Origin of the sequence: Komagataeibacter sp. FXV3, assembly GCF_015155755.1 — a bacterium.
Lineage (GTDB): Bacteria > Pseudomonadota > Alphaproteobacteria > Acetobacterales > Acetobacteraceae > Komagataeibacter.
This window is the reverse complement of record NZ_VWPI01000145.1, coordinates 1-19345: the sequence shown is the minus strand read 5'-3', so window position 1 is coordinate 19345 and position 19345 is coordinate 1. Positions and strand designations below refer to the sequence as shown.

Annotated in this window: 19 protein-coding genes; 5 read left to right on the top strand and 14 right to left on the bottom strand. The window is 65.3% G+C overall.

Going from position 1 to position 19345, the window contains the following annotated elements:
• Positions 1-12: 12 nt before the first annotated feature.
• The 9 genes from F1542_RS13610 to F1542_RS13570 form a co-directional block, all read right to left on the bottom strand.
• Positions 13-1050: a glycosyltransferase gene (locus F1542_RS13610; RefSeq protein ID WP_193733506.1), complete on the bottom strand. Its 1038-nt coding sequence runs from the start codon at positions 1048-1050 to the stop codon at positions 13-15.
• Between the two features lie 119 nt (positions 1051-1169).
• Positions 1170-2234, bottom strand: a complete 1065-nt coding sequence (locus tag F1542_RS13605) for a WD40 repeat domain-containing protein (RefSeq protein ID WP_193733505.1) — start codon at positions 2232-2234, stop codon at positions 1170-1172.
• Positions 2231-3232 (bottom strand): GTP-binding protein, encoded by a 1002-nt coding sequence (locus F1542_RS13600; protein ID WP_193733504.1) that lies wholly within the window; start codon positions 3230-3232, stop codon positions 2231-2233. Before F1542_RS13600 ends, F1542_RS13605 begins: the two co-directional genes overlap by 4 nt.
• A 120-nt stretch (positions 3233-3352) precedes the next feature.
• A complete protein-coding gene (locus F1542_RS13595; RefSeq protein ID WP_193733509.1) occupies positions 3353-4450 on the bottom strand; it encodes a glycosyltransferase family 4 protein in 1098 nt (365 codons plus the stop codon).
• Positions 4451-4469: 19 nt separating this feature from the next.
• On the bottom strand, positions 4470-5138 hold the full coding sequence (locus tag F1542_RS13590) for a glutathione S-transferase family protein (RefSeq protein ID WP_193733503.1): 669 nt from the start codon (positions 5136-5138) through the stop codon (positions 4470-4472).
• Positions 5135-6244 carry a tRNA 2-thiouridine(34) synthase MnmA gene (mnmA, locus tag F1542_RS13585; RefSeq protein WP_193733502.1) on the bottom strand — a complete coding sequence of 370 codons (1110 nt, stop codon included), beginning with the start codon at positions 6242-6244 and terminating at the stop codon, positions 5135-5137. The genes F1542_RS13590 and mnmA overlap by 4 nt, the downstream gene beginning before the upstream one ends.
• 119 nt (positions 6245-6363) lie before the next feature.
• On the bottom strand, positions 6364-6678 hold the full coding sequence (locus tag F1542_RS13580; protein WP_193733501.1) for a ferredoxin family 2Fe-2S iron-sulfur cluster binding protein: 315 nt from the start codon (positions 6676-6678) through the stop codon (positions 6364-6366).
• Between the two features lie 30 nt (positions 6679-6708).
• Complete coding sequence (locus F1542_RS13575; protein ID WP_193733500.1) at positions 6709-7893, bottom strand: cysteine desulfurase family protein; 1185 nt, start codon at positions 7891-7893, stop codon at positions 6709-6711.
• Positions 7890-9026, bottom strand: a complete 1137-nt coding sequence (locus tag F1542_RS13570) for a cysteine desulfurase family protein (RefSeq protein ID WP_193733499.1) — start codon at positions 9024-9026, stop codon at positions 7890-7892. The genes F1542_RS13575 and F1542_RS13570 overlap by 4 nt, the downstream gene beginning before the upstream one ends.
• Positions 9027-9602: 576 nt before the next feature.
• Here F1542_RS13570 and F1542_RS13565 point away from each other — a divergent pair.
• The 3 genes from F1542_RS13565 (at position 9603) to F1542_RS13555 (ending at position 12170) form a co-directional block, all read left to right on the top strand.
• Positions 9603-10268 (top strand): alpha/beta hydrolase, encoded by a 666-nt coding sequence (locus F1542_RS13565; RefSeq protein ID WP_010507247.1) that lies wholly within the window; start codon positions 9603-9605, stop codon positions 10266-10268.
• 118 nt (positions 10269-10386) lie between these two features.
• Positions 10387-11634 carry a tyrosine--tRNA ligase gene (tyrS, locus tag F1542_RS13560; protein ID WP_193733508.1) on the top strand — a complete coding sequence of 416 codons (1248 nt, stop codon included), beginning with the start codon at positions 10387-10389 and terminating at the stop codon, positions 11632-11634.
• A gap of 11 nt (positions 11635-11645) precedes the next feature.
• Complete coding sequence (locus F1542_RS13555; RefSeq protein WP_193733498.1) at positions 11646-12170, top strand: DUF4186 domain-containing protein; 525 nt, start codon at positions 11646-11648, stop codon at positions 12168-12170.
• Here F1542_RS13555 and F1542_RS13550 read toward each other — a convergent pair.
• Positions 12133-12480: a Rieske (2Fe-2S) protein gene (locus F1542_RS13550; RefSeq protein ID WP_227672744.1), complete on the bottom strand. Its 348-nt coding sequence runs from the start codon at positions 12478-12480 to the stop codon at positions 12133-12135. The two genes, F1542_RS13555 and F1542_RS13550, sit on opposite strands and share 38 nt — an antisense overlap.
• A gap of 121 nt (positions 12481-12601) precedes the next feature.
• On the opposite strand from F1542_RS13550, the gene F1542_RS13545 reads away from it, so the two are divergent.
• Positions 12602-13849, top strand: a complete 1248-nt coding sequence (locus F1542_RS13545; protein WP_193733497.1) for an aminopeptidase — start codon at positions 12602-12604, stop codon at positions 13847-13849.
• On the top strand, positions 13846-14382 hold the full coding sequence (locus tag F1542_RS13540; RefSeq protein WP_193733496.1) for a hypothetical protein: 537 nt from the start codon (positions 13846-13848) through the stop codon (positions 14380-14382). The genes F1542_RS13545 and F1542_RS13540 overlap by 4 nt, the downstream gene beginning before the upstream one ends.
• A 116-nt stretch (positions 14383-14498) precedes the next feature.
• On the opposite strand, the gene F1542_RS13535 is transcribed toward F1542_RS13540, so the two are convergent.
• The 4 genes from F1542_RS13535 to F1542_RS13520 form a co-directional block, all read right to left on the bottom strand.
• A complete protein-coding gene (locus F1542_RS13535) occupies positions 14499-15647 on the bottom strand; it encodes a glycosyltransferase family 4 protein (protein WP_193733495.1) in 1149 nt (382 codons plus the stop codon).
• Complete coding sequence (locus F1542_RS13530; RefSeq protein ID WP_193733494.1) at positions 15644-17317, bottom strand: heparinase II/III family protein; 1674 nt, start codon at positions 17315-17317, stop codon at positions 15644-15646. The genes F1542_RS13535 and F1542_RS13530 overlap by 4 nt, the downstream gene beginning before the upstream one ends.
• Positions 17318-17354: 37 nt before the next feature.
• Positions 17355-18032: a ribulose-phosphate 3-epimerase gene (gene rpe, locus F1542_RS13525; RefSeq protein WP_193733493.1), complete on the bottom strand. Its 678-nt coding sequence runs from the start codon at positions 18030-18032 to the stop codon at positions 17355-17357.
• Between the two features lie 59 nt (positions 18033-18091).
• The coding region (locus tag F1542_RS13520) for an RsmB/NOP family class I SAM-dependent RNA methyltransferase (protein WP_193733492.1) at positions 18092-19345 on the bottom strand (1254 nt) is incomplete at its 5' end.

The following is a 19345-nucleotide window of genomic DNA, read 5'->3' as shown; positions in this document are numbered from 1 at the left end:
CCCGCAGCGCCACTACCGGCCGCGCGCTGACAGCACGCGTTCATACAGCGCAAGCCACTGCGCGGTGACGGCCTGACGGGTAAAACGCGCTTCGTAATCCCGCCTGCCGCCTGCCACGATCCGTGCGGCCAGTGCCGGATCATCCAGCACACGCTGTATGGCGGTGGCCAGTGCAGGCGCGTCATCAATGGGCACCAGCATTCCGTTATCCCCATCGCGCACATGCGCGCGCGGACCGGCTGCCGCACACGCCACCAGCGGTACATCCGCCGACCAGGCATCCAGAATGACAGTCCCGAAAGGTTCATAACGCGACGGCAGCACGCATATGTCGGCCGCCGCCAGCAAGGCACCACGGTCGGACCGCCAGCCAAGGAAATGCACCCGCTCCGCAATCCCCAACCGGGCCGCCCGGGCCGCAAGGGCAGCCTTCAGTTCGCCATCCCCCGCCAGCCACACATGGCAGCGCGGCAGCAGCGGCAGCGCATCCAGCAGCGTTTCCAGTCCCTTGGCCGGATGCAGCCGCGACAGCACCAGCAGCACCGGCACATCATCGGGCGTATTCAGCGACCGGCGGGAAACCGGCGGCTGGGCCGTGACGGAAGGAAAGGTCGGCACATAGGCCACCCGGTCCGCTGGCGCGCCCCGTTCACGCATGGACTGCGCCATATCCGGCGTACACCCTACGAACCAGTCGCAATGCGCAAACGGACGCAGGTCCTTGTAATTGCCGAACCAGCCAATGACGGGAATACCCGTATGCGCGGGTACCAGTTCCGCCGCCCGGCGTAGCCAGCAATGGATCAGGTCGGGCCGCATGCGTTCGATCAGGCCATGCAGCGCATACCGGATAAGCGGACGCAGCGGCAGGCGCAGCGGACCTGTTTCCACCGCCATGCCCGCGCGCTGCAGTTCCACCCGGCGGGGGGCCGCAGGATGCATGACCACGCATTGCGTAAGACCCGCATCCTGCAGGCTGAGCATGACATCGGTGGAATACAGTTCGGCCCCACCATTGCCGCGGGCCGCCATGACATGAAGTACGCGCATAACGCCCTGCAATTCATGAAAAGGTTTTCTGGTGAAGTTTTTTTCAAAAAACTTCAAAGAGACGCCGCCTTTTTGAAAAAAGGCGGCGCCCGGAAACTTTTGTTACTTATTATCCGGCTTTATTTGGCGCTCAGGTCGACCACGCAGGCGCGGCCATCTTCCGAACCAAAGGCAAGGCAACAGCCATCGGGGCTGAATTCCAGCGCCGTCACCGCACCCGACCCGCCGATACATACCGGCAGGATACGCTGTGCCCCGGTATCGGCCATCAGCACCGATCCATCGGCAAACCCCGCAGCCACAATATCGTGGACGGGGTGGCAGGCCACGCGGGTACACATCACACCCGGCAGGCCACCGGCCTCCGCTGGCGGCTTGCCCATCGGGCCACCACCAAAGAACGGCCACATCACGATCGTGTCCGCCCCGCTGGTCACCAGCCACTTGCCGTTGCGGGTGAAGGCCATGGACTGCACCTTGGACGGATATCCGCTCATGCGCATGTTGTGTCCGTCCGACAGACGCCAGCCATGCAGTTCCGATTCCTGCATGGAGGTCACCAGTGCCTCACCCGCAGGGTGGATGGCGATGCCGATATGGCTGCCCTTCCATTCCAGCGGGCGAACGGTATCCACCTTCGCCTGCACGAACCACATTGACGCGCCATTATAGTGCGAGGCCGCGATGCGCTTGCCCTTGGCGTCAAATACGATGCCACTGACGGTGGACGGGTGTTCCAGCACCTTCAGGGTCGTGTGCCCGTCAGCATCGCGCAGTTCGACCTGCTTGCCCGATGCAAAGGCGATCACGCCGCCCTTGCCATTGGTCCATGTCGTGATGTGTTCGATCCAGCGGCGGCCTTTTGCAAGGTCGCTTACGCTGCCATCGGCCGCCACGCGGCGCAGGGCGTTATCATCGCCACCGGTCAGGAATCCGGTGGGGGCGGCATCGGGTGCAATGGCAAGGACCGCGCCATCATGCACGGTCATGACGTTCCATGCATCCGACTGGCCCCAGTCGGCCCGGTCCGCCACCATGATATCGCCCTCACCCGTGGCGAAAGCGACCTGCTGGCTGTCGCGTGAGATGGTGCAGCCGGTGATCTGGCCTTCCAGCTGGCGCATGGCCCCACGGCGTTCAAGCAAGCCGGTGGCGGGCATGGTATCGTTCACGGTATCGCTCATTTCGCACGGCAGCTTTCAAAACCGCGGCGAAGCTGCGGACGGTTGAGGTTACGGCCGATGAAGACCAGGCGGGAAACGCGTGGCTCACCTTCCTTCCACGGGCCGATGAAGCCGCCATCGGCCATCATGTGCACGGCCTGAAAGGCGAAACGCTGGTCCTCGCCAGCATAGTTCAGGATGCCCTTGGCGCGCAGGATATCGGCCCCCTGTTCCTGCAGCACCGCGCCAATCCATGCCTGGAACTTGGCGGCATCCAGCGGCTCTTCCACTTCATAGGACAGGGAAGTCACGTCCGCTTCGTGGGAATGGCTGGTGTCCTCAAGGAAATGCGGCGCGTGTTCCAACGCGCGCTGCAGGTCGAACCCGCCCTGGTCCAGCACATCGGACAGCGGCACGTCACCGCGCTGCGCACGGTGGATGCGGGCCACGGCATTGATGGAGCGGATGCGCGATTCGATGGTGGCCAGCGCCACTTCATCCACAAGGTCGGTCTTGTTGAGGATGATGACATCGGCAAACGCGATCTGGTTCACCGCTTCCGGGCTTTCATCAAGCGTCTGGATGACGTTGTAGGAATCGACCACCGTGACCACGGCATCCAGACGGGTTTTGCCGCGCACGTCCTCATCCACGAAAAAGGTCTGGGCGACGGGTGCCGGGTCGGCCAGGCCGGTTGTTTCGACAATGATGCCGTCAAACTTCGCCCGGCGCTTCATGAGGTTGCCGAGAATGCGGATCAGGTCGCCGCGCACGGTGCAGCAGATGCAGCCGTTGTTCATCTCGAACACTTCCTCATCGGCATCCACCACGAGGTCGTTGTCCACGCCGAGTTCACCGAACTCGTTCACCACCACGGCGTATTTGCGGCCGTGCTGTGCCGTCAGGATATGGTTGAGCAGTGTCGTCTTGCCCGCGCCAAGGAAACCCGTCAGCACCGTAACCGGCACAAGGGTGTTCTGGGCTGCGGCGTCGGGCGACGCCTGAACGGTATCGGACATGTGGCCTCCGGTCTTTTCAAATTGCCTGCATCATGCGTGGCGTAAGCCTTATGTGCCCAGATATAGGGCCATGGGGCGGCGTGTCCCATACCCGGCAGCACAGAAAAACGGAAAAGAGGGTCAGGCCCCGCCCCGGTGCAGGGCTGCATCACGCATCGCATCACGACAGGCACGGGCGTGTTCGATGCCAAAATGCGCGGCCTGCGCCCGGCCGCGTGTGGCCAGGCCCTCACGCGCGGACAGGTCATTCATCAACCCGGCCATGGCGCGGGCCAGCCCGGTTGCGGGATCGGGCGCGCACAGCAGGCCGCCATTGCCCACCACTTCGGGCAGTCCGCCCACCGGGGATGCAATCAGGGCAGCGCCCGCCGCCATGGCTTCCAGCGCCGTCATGCCGAATGGTTCGGGCCACCGGCTGGGCACGACCACGACGGCCGCCTGCGCCATGGCCGCCAGAACATCCGCATGTGGCCTGTAGCCAGCCATGTCCACGCCTGCCGCCGCGGCCTTGGGCGCCAGATCGGACACAAACGGGGTCAGCGGCGCATCGGTGCGGAAACGGTCGGCGCCGATCATGCAAAAATCCCAGTCGGGATGGGTTTGTGCCAGCAGCGCGCAGGCGGCAACAAACAGGTCCGCCCCCTTGTCCGCCACCACGCGCCCGGCAAACAGCACCCGGCGCGCGCGCTGCGCCATGGGGGGCACCCTTGCCGGCAACGCCACGCCGTTGGGTGACAGCCCGACCTGCCGCGCGCAGGAATCCGGCAGGCCATCAAGGAAGCGTTGCCGCACCCAGCCCGATACGCAGGCCACATCCATCAACCGCAGCAGGTCACGGCGCCGGGTGGGTGTTTCCGCCCCGCGCATGCCCTGCGGGTCGTTATGCAGCACCAGCAGCACGCGCTGGCCGGGACGGTGACGGGCAATGTAGTGGGCGGTATCGGGGCGGTTATGGACTTCCACCACGGTGGCCCCCGTCTGTGCCACAACGCGTGCAGTGGCCGCGGCATAACGCACGCTGCGCCGTCCCGGTGGCCACAGGCCGGGCTGCACGGCACGGTATTCATGGTCCGGCAGCAGGGATGGTCCGTCCAGCGGTGGTCCCACGATCACATCCTGCGGTCCGGCAAGGGCTGCGACCTGCAACCCGATCGCCCCCACGGCGCCGGGGGAAAATCCCTCACGCGCGGGCAGCACCACCGCCACGCGCCATGGCATGGTCACGGGCGATCCCCTCTCAGGCAATGTCCTCGAAACGGGACTGCCGCCATTCAGCGGGTTCCTGCGCGGCCTTCTGGTACCAGTCATCGATCAGCGGATGGGCACGCACGGCGGTCATGTAGGCGCGCGATTCCGGCGAGGGACTGATGCCATAGGACAGGAATCGCGAGACGATGGGCGCGAACATGGCATCCGCCATGCCAAACGTCGCGCCAAACAGAAAGGGTCCATCCTTGCCAAAATCCAGCCGGGCCTCGGTCCAGATGGCGTCAATACGGGCGATGTCCGCATCGATATCCGGCGTGGTGCCTGCCGCCAGCGGGCGGTTGTCGCGGCCGACATTCATGGGCATGGCCTGCCGCACGGCGCGGAAGCCTGCGTGCATTTCAGCCGAGATGCTGCGGGCATAGGCACGCTGGCGGACATCATCTGGCCACAGGCCCGGCGCCTGTTCGGCGCAGTATTCACAAATCGCGATGCTTTCCCACACCGCAACGCCCTTATGTTCCAGATAGGGCACCTTGCCATTGGGCGAGATGGTGCGGATGGCCGGGGTTTCCCCGTTATCGGCCAGCGGGATCATCTGCTCGCGCACATCCAGGCCGGCCAGACGTACCGCCAGCCACCCGCGCAGCGACCATGATGAATACCGCCGCGTGCCAATGACCAGAATACCATCACTCATGACGCTGCCTTCCCTTCGCTTCCGGCCTGAACAGCTTCCGCCCGACGGATGAAGCCACCGCCCAGCACCCGTGTGCCATCATACATCACGCAGGCCTGTCCCGGTGCGGGGACCGCGCCCTCATCCAGTTCCACCCGCGCACCATTGCCATCCACCTGCCATACCGTGGCAGGCCGGGCGGCTTCACGCGCGCGGATCTGCACCGCGCACCGCAGGCCTTCAGGCCCCGGCGAGGGCACGAGCCAGTTCATGTCACGCAGCACCAGCGTGCGGGCCACGGCGTGGGCGCGCGGGCCGATCACCACGCGCTTGCTGGCGGGTTCGATTCCCACCACCATCTGGCGCGCGCCATCGCGCATGGCGGCGTTGCCCAGCCGCTTGCTCTGCCCCACGGTGTAACGGGTCACGCCTTCGTGCTGGCCCACCACATGCCCGGACTGGTCCACGATTTCGCCGGCCCCGGTTACATCGGGGCGCAGCTTTTCCACCAGACCCGCATATGAACCATCGGTTACGAAACACAGGTCCTGGCTGTCGGGCTTGGCCGCGACCGCCAGGCCAAAGCGTTCGGCCTGTGCCCGCACGGCGGCCTTGTCAGGCATGTCACCCAGCGGAAAGCGCAGGAAATCAAGCTGGTCGCGGGTTGTGGCGAATAGGAACCATGACTGGTCACGCCCGGCGTCAACGGGACGATGCATTTCCACACCATCCGGCCCATCCACGCGGCGGACGTAATGACCGGTAGCCATGGCGTCCACCCCAAGGTCACGCGCCATGCCCAGCAGATCGGTAAACTTAACACCCTGATTGCACGCAACACAGGGTACCGGGGTTTCGCCCGCCGCATACGCATCGGCGAACGTGCCGATCACGCTGTCATGGAAACGGCGTTCGGCATCGATGACGTAATGAGGAATGCCCAGCCGGTCGGCCACGCGGCGGGCATCATGAATGTCACGACCCGCGCAGCATGCACCCTTTTTCGTGCTTTCGCGCGAATCATACAGCTGGAGGGTCGCGCCGATCACCTCGTGCCCCTCGTCCACCAGGCGGGCGGCAACGACGGAACTGTCCACCCCGCCGGACATGGCCACAAGAATGCGCATGGCTTGGTTCCACTTCCCAATGACAGGCAATGCCCGCAGGACTATCCGCCCCCGGGCATCGCACGTCAAACATCATGTTGCACGCGTCCCGTGACGCGCGGTGTGTAGCAGGTCGCCGGTCAGGACGTGCGCGGCAGGCGCACCACCAGACCGTCCAGTGCCTCGGTCATCACGATCTGGCAGCCCAGACGGGATGTTTTCTCCAGACCGAAGGCCAGGTCGAGCATGTCTTCCTCATCCTCGGTCGGCGGCGTCAGCTTGGGCGCCCATTCGGGGTCCACCACCACATGACAGGTGGCGCAGGCCAGCGAGCCTTCGCACGCACCCTCAAGGTCGATCCCGTTCTTGTGAGCGATTTCCAGAACGGACAGGCCCAGCGGGGCCGCAACTTCGCGGCGGCTGCCGTCACGCTCGATGAATGTTATATGCGCCATCTTTGTCATCCTGCCTGTGCTGTTTGCCCGTCATGGGGCCGAAACACTGCCTTGCGCGCGGCACCGTGCCACAGCCTGGCACAGGATCGCCGCCGCGCGATCCACATCGGCGGGTGAGGTATAGCGTCCGACGGCCAGACGCAAGCCTCCGGCGGCCTGATCCCCATCCAGCCCCATGGCCGTCAGCACGTAAGACGGCGTCACTTCGGCCGAGGAGCAGGCCGATCCGGTGGACAGGCACAGCTGTGGCGCTGCCGCCATAAGGTCCAGCGCGCGCACGGCGTCAAAGCGCAGGTTGAGGTTGCCCGCCAGCCGTCCCGCCATGGCCCCATGGACATGCACGCCGTCACATCCCGCCCTTAACGCGGCCAGCAGCCGGTCCCGCAGCCCCGCGACCCGCGCGCGTTCCGCTGGCGCTTCGGCACGCGCGATGCGGCAGGCCGCCCCGAATCCGATCACCAGCGGCGCGGGCAGCGTGCCCGAGCGCAGGCCACGTTCCTGCCCGCCCCCGGAAAACAGCGGTGTCAGCCGCACGCGCGGCCTGCGGCGCACGAACAGCGCCCCCACCCCTTTCGGCCCATACAGCTTGTGCCCCGACACGGACGCCAGATCGAGATCCCACGCCCGCACGTCCACATCCACCTTGCCCACCGCCTGCGCCAGATCGCTGTGCAGCAGCGCGCCCGCCCCGCGGACAAGTGGCGCAAGGGCCGCGATATCCTGCACCACCCCGGTTTCGTTATTGGCGGCCATGATGCTGACCAGCAGGGTCGGCACCCGCAGTGCTTCGCCCAGCACATCAGGGTCCAGCGTGCCATCGGGCCGGACCGGCAGGATCACCGGTTCGCACCCCTCGCGCGCAAGGTCGCGCACCGATTCCAGCACGCATTTATGTTCGGTCGCAACCGTGATGACCCGCCGGCGCGGATCTCCCCGGTCCAGCAGGTGACGGACCGCGCCCTTGATGGCGATGTTGTTGGCCTCCGTCGCACCGGATGTCAGCACGACTTCGCGCACGTCCGCGCCCAGTATCGCGGCCACTTCGGCGCGGGCCTGTTCCACCGCGTCATGGGCCGCACGCCCCGCCGCATGGTCAAGGCTGTGGGGATTGGCGAAACTTTCGGTAAACCACGGCATCATTTCCGCCACCACACGCGGGTCACACGGCGTGGTGGCCTGATAGTCGAGGTAGATCAGCCCAGACGGCACACTCATGCCGCACCCGCCTGCAACGCGGGCAACCGGGCGGCCATGGCGGTATGGGCCGCGATGAAGCCATCCACCTGCGCCTGTGTCACCGACCACGGCAGGGATACCCGGATGGCGCAGCCCGCGTCATCCCCAAGCCCCATGGCGTCCAGCACGTGTGAGCGCGTGACCTTGCCCGATGAACATGCCGACCCGGCCGAGACGCAGTATCCCGCCATGTCCAGCGCGATCAACTGCGTCTGCGCCCGCCGTCCCGACAGCACAAGACTGGTCGTATTGGCCAGACGCGGCGCCGTGCCACCGCAGATCCGCGCGCCCGCGGCCACCGCCGCCGCCTCGATCCGGTCACGCCATGCGCCAAGCCTGTCGGTCTGTTGCGCCATTTCCGCCACCGCCACCGTGGCGGCAGCGGCCATTCCGGCAATGGCTGGCAGGGCGGGCGTGCCACCACGCCGTCCCTGCTCCTGCCCGCCCCCGGCCAGAAGCGGGGGGATGGCATGGAACCGCGCACCCGCCAGCAGCAGTGCGCCCGCCCCCTTCGGCCCGCCGAATTTATGGCCCGAAATCGCGATGCTGTCCGCGCCCAGTTCCCCGATGGTGAAGGGAATACGACCCGCCGCCTGCACCGCATCCACATGCACCAGCGCGCCATGGGCATGGCATAGCGCTGCGATATCGCGCACGGGATTGATAACGCCGGTTTCGTTATTGGCCAGCATGACACAGACCAGGGCCGGGGCCGCGCCATCGGCCGCCAGCATGCGTTCCAACGCCCCATGGTCCAGCACGCCGTCGGGCCGCACCGGCACCACTTCCGCCCGTATGGCACCGCGTACGGCGTCGTGTTCGGTCGCGCCCGCCAGCACACGCCTGCCCTGTGCCTGACCGGTGATGGCCAGCACGTTCGCCTCCGTCCCGCCCGACGTCAGGACACAGTTTTCAGCAGTGACCCCGAACAGGGCGGCCAGCCCCTCCCGCGCGGTTTCCAGCACGGCACGCGCGGCCCGTCCCGCACGGTGGACGGATGACGGATTACCCACCACTTCCGCCGCCGACACCATGGCCGCCAGGGCCTGTGGCCGGAGCGGTTCGGACGCGTTGGCGTCAAGGTAGGTAAAACTGTCGCGTCGGGTGTTCATGCTGTCCAGCCATATGGTTACGCCAAGTCGTTTTGCGAGGTGGATTACGATTTATCTGGCATTTTGTGAATCCACACCGCTATAAGGCAGCGCAACATAATATTTATTGCAACGTGTTATGGCGGGTGCGCGCACCTTTCCCATACCGCTGCCTCAATGTCGCCCGCCCGCCATCCGGGCCATGGCAAGGAGAGCGAACCAACACGACACACCCGGCCCGACGGGGAAAAAGCCTTTTCCCCATGCCGGGTGGACACGACGTATTACCATATCTGCCCCCCGCGCAGGGCACGCCTGCCAAAGACGCACTTTATATCCGGTAGGCAGCAGGCCCATTATCAGGCGGGTGGGTATACTTTCGGCCTGGCGCACCAGACCGGACCAATTCTGTTTTTCGTGCCACCATCACCGGATGAATACACGGCGTATTCCTGCTTCCGGCACGGATGACACCGAAGGACAGCATTTTCTCTGCCTGCCGACCTGACGGGGCATCGCCGGTCGGGCGGGCTGTAACAGCAACCTTTCCCGCTGCAATGCCTGGAATGCGCGGGGAAATGCAAATGCGGGATACCTATGCCTGAGGTCATGTTTGCCGGCCCTGATGGCCGCCTGGAAGGTCGATATCACCATTCAAGCGCGCCCAACGCGCCGCTTGCGCTGGTACTTCATCCCCACCCGCTGCATGGCGGGACCATGAATAACCGCATCACCTATGCGATGTACCGCGCGTTCGAGAAAATGGGCTTCTCGGTCATGCGCTACAATTCGCGTGGGGTTGGCCGCTCGCAGGGGCGCTATGACGGTGGCATTGGCGAAATTTCGGACGCCGCCGCCGCCCTGGACTGGATGCAGATGGTCAACCCGAACGCCAGCGGCCTGTGGATCGCGGGCTATTCGTTCGGTGCGTTCGTCGGCATGCAGCTGCTCATGCGCCGCCCCGAAATCACGGGCTGGATCAGCGTGGCGCCGCCTGCCAACCACTATGATTTCGGCTTCCTTGCGCCGTGTCCGTGTGGCGGGCTGATGATCGCGGGGGAAAACGACGAACTCGTGCCCGAACCCGCCGTGCGCAAGCTGGTGGACAAGCTGAACACCCAGAAGGGTGTGACCGTGGATTACCGCATCTTCAAGGGTGCCGACCACGTCTTTGCCAACCATGCCGATCAGGTGGCCGAAGCGCTGGAAGACCACGTCAGCACGGTCATGAACCGCAAGGCGCTGGCGCTGGCGGCCGACTGACAGCCTTAATCCACCCCGGTCGGGCCGGGCTGTTCCATGATGGGCCGTGAACATGCTAGAGGCTGGTCCGCGCCGGGGCGGCCCGGCCAGCGATGCCCATCACAGCGCGGAACAGATCATGCCCAAGAGTGAATTCCTCCGGGAAGCCGAAGCACGCGGCTTCATTTTCCAGTGCACCGACATGGACGCACTTGACGCGGCCATGCAGGCCGGTCCGGTAGGGGGCTATATCGGTTTCGACCCCACGGCGGACAGCCTGCATGTGGGCAGCCTGATCCAGATCATGATGCTGCGCCTGATGCACCGCCACGGCCACCGCGCCGTGGCCCTGATGGGCGGCGGCACGGCGAAGATCGGCGACCCGTCCTTCCGCGAGGAAGCGCGCAAGCTCATGACGGCGGAAACCATCGCCACCAACCTGCGCGGGGTGGAAGGCTGCCTGCGGCAGTTCCTGCCGCTGGGCACGGGACCGTCCGATCCGCTGCTGACCAATAATGCCGACTGGCTGGACCGGCTGTCCTACATCGACCTGCTGCGTGATGTGGGCATCCATTTTTCCGTCAACCGCATGCTGTCCTTCGACTCGGTCCGGTCGCGGCTGGAGCGTGAGCAGGGCCTGACATTCCTGGAGTTCAATTACTCCATCCTGCAGTCCTACGATTTCCGGGAACTCAACAGCCGTCATGGCGTGACCCTTCAGATGGGGGGATCGGACCAGTGGGGCAACATCGTATCGGGCATTGACCTGGTGCGCCGCATGAATGGTGCGCAGGTATTCGGCCTGACAACGCCACTGCTGACCACAAGTTCCGGCGCAAAGATGGGCAAGACGGCGCAGGGTGCGGTCTGGCTGTCGGCGGCCCGCCTGCCGGTATTCGATTACTGGCAGTTCTGGCGCAATGTGGAGGATGCGGATGTTGGCCGTTTCCTCAAGCTGTTTACCGAACTGCCGATCGCGGAATGCGACCGTCTGGCCGCCCTGGGCGGCGCGGAAATCAACGAAGCGAAGAAAGTCCTCGCCACCGAGGCCACGGCCCTGTGCCATGGCCGTGCCGCAGCAGAAGAAGCCGCGGAGGCCGCACGCCGCACGTTTGAGGAAGGGGCCGTAACGGCTGCTGCCCTGCCCACCGTCCACCTGCCCGCCACCCTGCTGGCGGAAGGCGTACCCGCCTTCCGCCTGTTTGTGGAAGCCGGTTTTGCCGCAAGCAACGGGGAGGCCCGTCGCCTGATCCGTGGCGGTGGCGCGCGGGTGAATGACGTGGTGATAAAGGACGAGGCGCAGGTCGTGTCCGACAGTGACCTGATTGACGGGTCGCTCAAGCTGTCATCGGGCCGCAAGCGCCATATCCTGGTCCAGCCGGCCTGAAGGACACGGCCATGACACGCAGGCGGCCAGGCCGGGACAGGGCGCAGGCACAACAGCCCGACCTGTTTGCGCCTGCTACGCCACCCTCCCCTGCCGCCCTGCAGGAAAATCCCCGCCCGGCCACGCCAGACCTGCAGTCCCTGCCGGCCGTGCCACGGGAACTGTGGGAACGGCTGGCCTATTCACGCTTTCGCGCGCGTTTCCACCTTGGGGCGAAGGAACGGGACTATCTGGCCACGCGGGGCCTGCCTGAAGTCATGGCGCACGCGGCGGATTTCATCGCCACCCGACTCGCCCCTGCCCATCCTGACAAGGACGGCCGCCAGACCCCGTGGCGGGGCCACCCGGTCTTCATCGCCCAGCATGCAACGGGTACGTGCTGCCGTGGCTGTGTTGCCAAATGGCACGCCATGCCCGCAGGGCAGGCGCTGGATGCGCAGCAGCAGGCCTATATCCTGTCGGTCATACAGGAATGGATCAGACGGGATGCGGCAGCCCCTATGGCGCAATCCGCGCCCAGACCTGATCGCCGCTGATCCAGCATTCATGGGACTGCGGCATCGGCCCCGCCGCTTCCATTCGCCCACCGGGGGCCTGTGCGTGCCCATCGGGACCGAATGTCCACATATGCAGCGGGCAGACAATGCGGCCATACAGCACGTAACCGGCGGAAAGCCGGGCATTGCCATGGGGGCAGCGGTCATCCAGCACGGCGGGGCGGTCGTCCTCCACCATCCACACCACCAGTGCACGGCCATCGCACATGACGCGCTGGGGTTCCGCACGCGCGGCGGATACCGCGCATAGCGGACGGGAACCCGGTGATGCCTGTTTCATTGTTTCCATGCCTTTCCCCCTGCTGCGCAGTTACCATTTTACGTGAATGGGGTGTGTCGTCTATCGTGCCTGCGCTTCGCGCATGTGTGTAGCGGCACAACGGCCAACATTAATCAGGATATGATGACGCATGGTTCTTTCCCCCCAGCATGAACATCTTCTGGACCGTCTGGCTGAAGTCGCCGTCCGGGTTGGCGTCAATATCGCGCACGGCCAGCAGTTGCTGATCACGGCCCCGCTGGATGCCGTGCCACTGGTCCGCCGCATCACGGAACATGCCTATAAGGCCGGGGCGTCACTGGTCACACCATTCTATGCCGATGACGTGACGACCCTTGCCCGCTTCCGCTACGCCGCTGACGATACCCTGGATACCGCTGCCGACTGGCTGCACGATGGCATGGCCAATGCCTACCGCAAGGGGGCCGCGCGCATGGCGATCACCGGGGCCAATCCCGTGCTGCTGGCCAATGAAAAGGCCGAACGCGTCTCCCGCGTGGGCCGCGCCGCATCACGCGCGGGGCGTCCGGCCATGGAACTGATCACCCGTTTCGCCATCAACTGGAACATCGTGGCCTTCGCCACCCCCGCATGGGCGCAGCAGGTCTTTCCCGACCTGTCGGTGGATGCGGCGGTCAGCCGGTTGTGGGATGCGATTTTCAAGGCATCCCGCGTCATGGTGGATGATCCGGTGGCCGCATGGAAAGCCCATAACGCCCATCTGCACAAACGCGCGGCGTGGCTGAACGACCGGCGTTTCGCGGCCCTGCATTTCAGCGGGCCGGACACGGACCTGACCGTGGGACTGGCTGACGGGCATGCATGGGCCGGGGGCGCGGAACCCGCAGGCAACGGCATTACCTGCAACCCCAACATCCCGACCGAGGAAGTGTTCACCACCCCCCACGCCCGCAAGGTCAGCGGGACGGTACGCGCGACGAAGCCGCTGTTCCACCAGGGCACGCTGATTGACGATATTGCCGTGCGGTTCGAGGACGGCCGCATTGTCGAAGCCCATGCCCGCACCGGGCAGGACGTGCTTGAACGCATACTGGATACCGATGACGGCGCGCGCAGGCTGGGTGAAGTAGCGCTGGTGCCCGCGTCATCCCCCATTTCCGAAAGCGGCATCCTGTTCCGCAACACACTGTTTGATGAAAACGCGGCCAGCCACATCGCCCTTGGCCAGTCCTATGCCAAGTGCATGCTGGATACCGACAGCCTGACCGAAGCCCATCTGGCGCAGCAGGGGGCCAATACCAGCTTTATCCATATTGACTGGATGATCGGGTCCAGCAAGATCGATGTGGACGCCATCAACCATGATGGCACCCGCGAACCCCTGATGAGACAGGGCGAATGGAGCAACCAGCCATGATATCTTCCTTCGTGCGCAAGGCGCTTTTGGCCACCACATGCGTCCTTGCCCTGGCCCCCCTTTCCGCCGCCATGGCCCAGCAGCCCACGCAGCAGATGACGCAGCAGGCCCCCAGCGCCGCACAGCAGGCCGCCATCCAGCATGACATGGAAACCGTGGCGCGGTACAAGCTGCCCAAGGATTTCTTCACGCGCATGACGCCGGTGATGGAACAGATCCGCAATTCGCGCATCTCGCCGCCCGAGACACCGAACATGTCGCTTGAAGACACCATCAAGCGCACGGAAGCCATGCCCCAGCTTCAGCCGATCCTGAAACAGGCTGGCATGACACCGCGTGAATTCGTCATGGGCATCACCACCTTTGGCATGACCGCCGCCGTGATGCAGCACCCGGCACAGGACAGCCGGTCCATGCCCGCGCTGAACCCGGACAATGTCAGCCTGCTCAAGTCCCATGCGGCCCAGACACAGGCGCTGATCCAGATCATGGGCGGCGGCGACAGCCAGCAGCAGCAGGCCCCGGGACGGTAAGGGAGATGTCAGGACATCTGTTGATAAAAAAACAATAACAGTTCCTGGGTGCCGTCTTTTTTCAAAAAGGCGGCATCTTCCTGAAGCTTTTAAAAAAAAGCTTTACCAAAACTTCTTTATGATTGGCGGTGCATTTCGTGGGCGGCAGGATGCCGCGCCGTCAGCAGGGCCACGGTGCGCGCCATGATGTCCGCCTGCGTGTAACAGGCCAGCGCACGCATCCGTCCAGCTTCGCCCATGCGCTGGCGTAGCGTGCCATCACGCACCAGATGGTCCAGCGCCGCAGCAAGCCGCCCGACATTGCCCGGGGGCACCAGCAGGCCGGTCTCGCCCGCCACGACCTGCTCGCACGGGCCGGAGATGTCACTTGCAACTACGGGCAGGCCGCACAGCATGGCTTCGATCACGCTCATCGGCAGGCCCTCGAAATGGCTGGGCAGGACAAAGATATCCGCGGCTGCCATGATCGGCGCCACATCCGCACGGTATCCAAACATAACCATACGCGCACCAAGTGCCGCGAGGGCCGCAGCGAAACACGCGCCAAGGTCCACGCCACGGTCGCTGGGCAGGCGTTCGCCCACCACCCACAACACCGCGTTATCAGGCAGGGTACGCATGGCCGCCAGCAGTTCGGGATAACCCTTGCCGCGCACCAGACGGGAGACGGCAAGGATGACAACCTGCCCCGCCCCCACGCCCATCCGCGCACGCAGAGCCGCGCGCTGTTCGGGCATGGGATGAAAAATGGCCGGATCGCGCCCGTTGCCAATGGCCGTGGCGTGGGGATGGATATGCAGCCTGCGGGCATCGCGGGCCTCCCCTGCCGATACCGTCAGGTAAATGTCGGTCACCCTTCCGGCCAGCCATTCCAGCACAAGGGCGATGGCGCGCCGCACCCGCGATCCCGGCTGGTTGAACAGGAAACCGTGGCAGGTATAGGCAATGCAGGGCACGCCACAACGCCATGCCGCGAAACGTGCCAGCAGGCCGCTTATGGGCATATGGGCATGGACCATATCGGGCTTTTCCGCCCGGATCAGGCGCACCAGCCCACGCCACGCCCGCCACTGCGCAAGGGGGGACAGGGTGCGTGACATGGGCACGGTCTCGACCCGCAGGCCCTGTGTCCGGACGTCCGCCAGCAGGGGACCGTCGGCACACACCCCGACCACATCATGCCCATCGTCGCGTAATGCCAGCATGAGGGGAAACAGGAACTGGCGTAGCGAAAAATCAACATTGGTGATTTCAAGGATCTTCATGTCAGCAGCAGCAGCTTTTCACGCCTGAACGCCCAGCGCACCACCTGCCGCACCTTGCCCATCGGCCCATCGGCCTGTGTCAGCAGGGCCGTGCCATTACTGCCTTCCGCGTCCTGCTGGCGGCCTGCAGGGTCAACGCGCACGACCAGTTGCAGGGTCGGTTGCGGGACCTGGCCGCCGGAATAGACGCTGTCCTCGATGGCGACCTCACCACCCGCCGCACGGAAACGCCAATGCTGCTCACCTGCCTCAAGCAGGATGGAGCCGTCCTGCGCATCAACCGCGTTGACCGATGGATGCAGGTGCAGGCGCAGGACGAAGGCCACTTCACGTTCGCCTTCCAGCATTTCCTCCCCGCGCAGGATCTCGCCGTCACCACCCAGATACAGCCTGCGGTAATACGTAATCCCCGCCGAGGGATGATAGCCATCATGCGACAGGTTCAGCCAGTGCGCCCCTTCGGCCACGGCATGGTCCACGCCCACATGGGCCGGCCTGCGCCGCACCGTGCCGTCCGGCCCGAATTCGGATGATGACATGTCCTCCACCACCACGACGGAATGGGCGGCGGTCTGGCGCAGGGCCTCTTTCCACGCGGGCAGCACGCCGCCGCCGCAATTGACGATCAGACGCTGGCGCGCACAGGAAAATTCGAATGAAAGCGTCCCCGCATGCGCGTTACGGTCATATTCGGCCGGCGCCGGTATCCCGACATCCACCAGCAGCAGCGACCGTATGGCCTGCATGCGTATGAAACCGCCATCGGGCATGGAATGGGCCACGACGCGGGTGCGGGTAGCCTGTGACAGCACCATCTCGATCAAGGTTGCGCTGCGTTCATGGCTGCCGTTGAACAGGGCAAGCCCGCCATCCCCATGTCGCATGGCCCGCAGCACGGGACACATCTTGTCCAGCGCGATGGCGACCGCATGCGGCAGCGCATGCTGCACCGCCTGCATCATGGCCCGCATTTCCGCCAGTTCCCGCACGGCGCGCAACTGCACTTCCGGGCTGCGTTCGATATGCCAGCCATCGGGCAGGATCTGGCTTTCCACCTCATTATCGATATAGCGGCGGTACCGGGTCAGGAAGCCGGTATATTCCGGCATGGCCACAGCGACAGCCAGCAGCCCCTTCAGCGCGGTCAATGACTGCCAGCCATGCCGTTCGGGTGGCATGAGGGCGGCAATGGTGCGCCCTTCCACCAGGATGCGGGCCATGAGGCGCTGGCGGAAGGAATCGCTGGCCGACGCGGCAAAGAAATCATAATGCCCCAGCCATGCAGCAACCCGCGCGCCAATCACGCCGCATTCCAGCGCCAGCGGATCCTGCGACGGATGGTGCAGCCAGTCGTCAACCAGCGCGCGCGCCTTCAGCCGGGCGGCATCGGTGCCCACCGCGCGCAGGTCACGCAACCAGCGGAAACTGAGCAGTCCTTCACGGAACGCGGGTTCAAAATCGGGTGAATCCCACTGTCCCGGCCCGATGGGATGGGTATAGCCCGCCCATGTCAGGCTGCCACGGGCCAGCTGCGCACCCGCCACCGGATCACCCGGCCACAGGTCACGCACGTTATGGACGGGTGCGACAGGCAGGCGCCTGCCACCCCCCAGCAGGGGCAGCCGTGCAAAGGAAAGGCGCGCGCCCCGCGCCAGACGCTTCAGCGCCATGGGGCCTTATCCCTCCGATACATAAGGGACCATACCCTCACGCCGGGTTATGCATCCCGGTCCGTAGGTTCCTGATGGCGGCTGCGTAATCATCCTGACCGTACACGGCCGTGCCGGCGACCAGCATGTCGGCGCCCGCGGCAACCGCCAGCGGCGCGGTCTGTGTATTGATGCCGCCATCAACACCGATGCGGATGTCACGTCCCGTCGCATCCGCCATCCGGCGCAGGGTTTCGATCTTGCGCAGTTGGCTGGTCAGGAATTCCTGGCCACCAAAACCGGGATTGACCGTCATGACCAGGATCATGTCCACCAGATCCAGCACCTCGCCCACCGCTTCGGGCGGGGTGGCGGGGCAGATGGCGATGCCTGGCTTCACACCATGGTCGCGCACATGCTGCAGCGAGCGATGGGTATGGGGACCGGCCTCCACATGCAGGTGGATATGGTCGGCCCCGGCCTTGGCGAAGGCTTCGATATACGGATCGACGGGGGCTATCATCAGATGCACGTCAAACGGCAGCTTTGATTTCGGGCGAAGCGCCTTGATCAGTTGCGGCCCCATGGACAGGTTGGGCACGAAATGCCCGTCCATGACATCCAGATGCAGCCAGTCCGCCCCGGCACGTTCGACAGCGGCGACTTCGTCCGCCATGCGGGAGAAATCAGCTGACAGGACGCTGGGCGCGATAAGGGGAGTTTCGAGAGCAGCCATGCCTGTTTTTTAACATCAATCAATGACTAACGCGAATCTTTCCTCACCCCGCGCCCATGTCAGGCCCGCCGGAACCGCGCGGCGAAAAAGCCGTCCATGCCGCCAAGGTCCGCCAGCATGCCGGGATGGGTGCGCAGCCAGCCCTCCGGCGTGCGGGCCTGCGGCAGGAAGGCCAGTTCCTCCGGTGTGAAGGGATCGGGGACCAGTCCCATCGCGGCCGCTGCCAGCGCGCGCTGCTCGCCTTCCTCAGGCTGGAGGGAACAGACGGCATAGACCACGCGCCCGCCCGGACGCAGCATGTCACGGCTGGCGGCCAGCAGCCGGTCCTGCCCTTCGGTCATGGTGGCGATGTCGCGCGGGCGCTTGATCCACATGGCATCAGGATGGCGACGGATGGTGCCGGTGGCCGAACACGGCGCATCCAGCAAGATCGCGTCCAGCGGGGTATCGGGGCGCCACTTCGCCGCGTCTTCATGGATGACATGCACGCCCGACAGCCCGAGGCGGGCCAGATTCGCGCGCAGGCGCTCGATCCGGCGGCCTTCGCGTTCGATGCCGAACACCTCCGCCCCCGTAAAGGCCAGCTGGGCGGTCTTGCCACCTGGCGCCGCGCACAGATCGGCCACGCGTTCACCCGCTTTCACATCCAGCAGCCGCGCGGGCAGGCTGGCCGCCATGTCCTGCACCCAGAACGCCCCTTCGGCAAAGCCGGGCAGGTCCACGACCTTTACCGTGCCTGCGGCGAAGCGTACGCTGCCACCCGGCATCATCTCGCCCCCCGGCGGGGCTTCGGCGCCGGGGCGAATGGTCAGGTCCAGCGGTGGCTCATGACCCAGCGCGCGGGCAATGGGACGCGCAAGCTTTCCCCATGACTGCCACAGCCACGGCGGCACATCCAGCCGCGCCTGGTCCAGCCCGTCCAGTGCCTGCACCCCACCCGCGGCCACGCGCCGCAGCACCGCGTTGACCAGCCCCGCGAACGGCACCAGCCCGCGCCTGCGCGCAAGGGCGACGGACGTGGCCACGGCGGCATGCGCCGGTGTATCAAGGAACAGAAGCTGCGCCACCCCGATCAGCAACACCACGCGCACGGGCTCGGGCGGCTCGCGTTTGAGGAACGGGGACAGCACTTCGTTCGCGGTGCCCATGTGCCGCAGCACCGTGGCGGCCAGCCTGTGGCCTGCCGCACGGTCACGCGGTTCCGCCGTGCGGGCGGCGGCCGAGTGGTCGAGGGATGTGTCGAGCATGCGGCGATGGACGATCACTCCTTCGACGATATCAAAGGCGATGTCGCGCGTCGGGTCAGGGGCGGC

Excerpts from the sequence above, each read along its gene's own strand:
- F1542_RS13610 (WP_193733506.1), bottom strand. The coding sequence starts at position 1,050 with ATGCGCGTACTTCATGTCATGGCGGCCCGCGGCAATGGTGGGGCCGAA.
- F1542_RS13605 (WP_193733505.1), bottom strand. The coding sequence starts at position 2,234 with ATGAGCGATACCGTGAACGATACCATGCCCGCCACCGGCTTGCTTGAA.
- F1542_RS13600 (WP_193733504.1), bottom strand. The coding sequence starts at position 3,232 with ATGTCCGATACCGTTCAGGCGTCGCCCGACGCCGCAGCCCAGAACACC.
- F1542_RS13595 (WP_193733509.1), bottom strand. The coding sequence starts at position 4,450 with ATGCCATGGCGCGTGGCGGTGGTGCTGCCCGCGCGTGAGGGATTTTCC.
- F1542_RS13590 (WP_193733503.1), bottom strand. The coding sequence starts at position 5,138 with ATGAGTGATGGTATTCTGGTCATTGGCACGCGGCGGTATTCATCATGG.
- mnmA (WP_193733502.1), bottom strand. The coding sequence starts at position 6,244 with ATGCGCATTCTTGTGGCCATGTCCGGCGGGGTGGACAGTTCCGTCGTT.
- F1542_RS13580 (WP_193733501.1), bottom strand. The coding sequence starts at position 6,678 with ATGGCGCATATAACATTCATCGAGCGTGACGGCAGCCGCCGCGAAGTT.
- F1542_RS13575 (WP_193733500.1), bottom strand. The coding sequence starts at position 7,893 with ATGAGTGTGCCGTCTGGGCTGATCTACCTCGACTATCAGGCCACCACG.
- F1542_RS13570 (WP_193733499.1), bottom strand. The coding sequence starts at position 9,026 with ATGAACACCCGACGCGACAGTTTTACCTACCTTGACGCCAACGCGTCC.
- F1542_RS13565 (WP_010507247.1), top strand. The coding sequence starts at position 9,603 with ATGCCTGAGGTCATGTTTGCCGGCCCTGATGGCCGCCTGGAAGGTCGA.
- tyrS (WP_193733508.1), top strand. The coding sequence starts at position 10,387 with ATGCCCAAGAGTGAATTCCTCCGGGAAGCCGAAGCACGCGGCTTCATT.
- F1542_RS13555 (WP_193733498.1), top strand. The coding sequence starts at position 11,646 with ATGACACGCAGGCGGCCAGGCCGGGACAGGGCGCAGGCACAACAGCCC.
- F1542_RS13550 (WP_227672744.1), bottom strand. The coding sequence starts at position 12,480 with ATGGAAACAATGAAACAGGCATCACCGGGTTCCCGTCCGCTATGCGCG.
- F1542_RS13545 (WP_193733497.1), top strand. The coding sequence starts at position 12,602 with ATGGTTCTTTCCCCCCAGCATGAACATCTTCTGGACCGTCTGGCTGAA.
- F1542_RS13540 (WP_193733496.1), top strand. The coding sequence starts at position 13,846 with ATGATATCTTCCTTCGTGCGCAAGGCGCTTTTGGCCACCACATGCGTC.
- F1542_RS13535 (WP_193733495.1), bottom strand. The coding sequence starts at position 15,647 with ATGAAGATCCTTGAAATCACCAATGTTGATTTTTCGCTACGCCAGTTC.
- F1542_RS13530 (WP_193733494.1), bottom strand. The coding sequence starts at position 17,317 with ATGGCGCTGAAGCGTCTGGCGCGGGGCGCGCGCCTTTCCTTTGCACGG.
- rpe (WP_193733493.1), bottom strand. The coding sequence starts at position 18,032 with ATGGCTGCTCTCGAAACTCCCCTTATCGCGCCCAGCGTCCTGTCAGCT.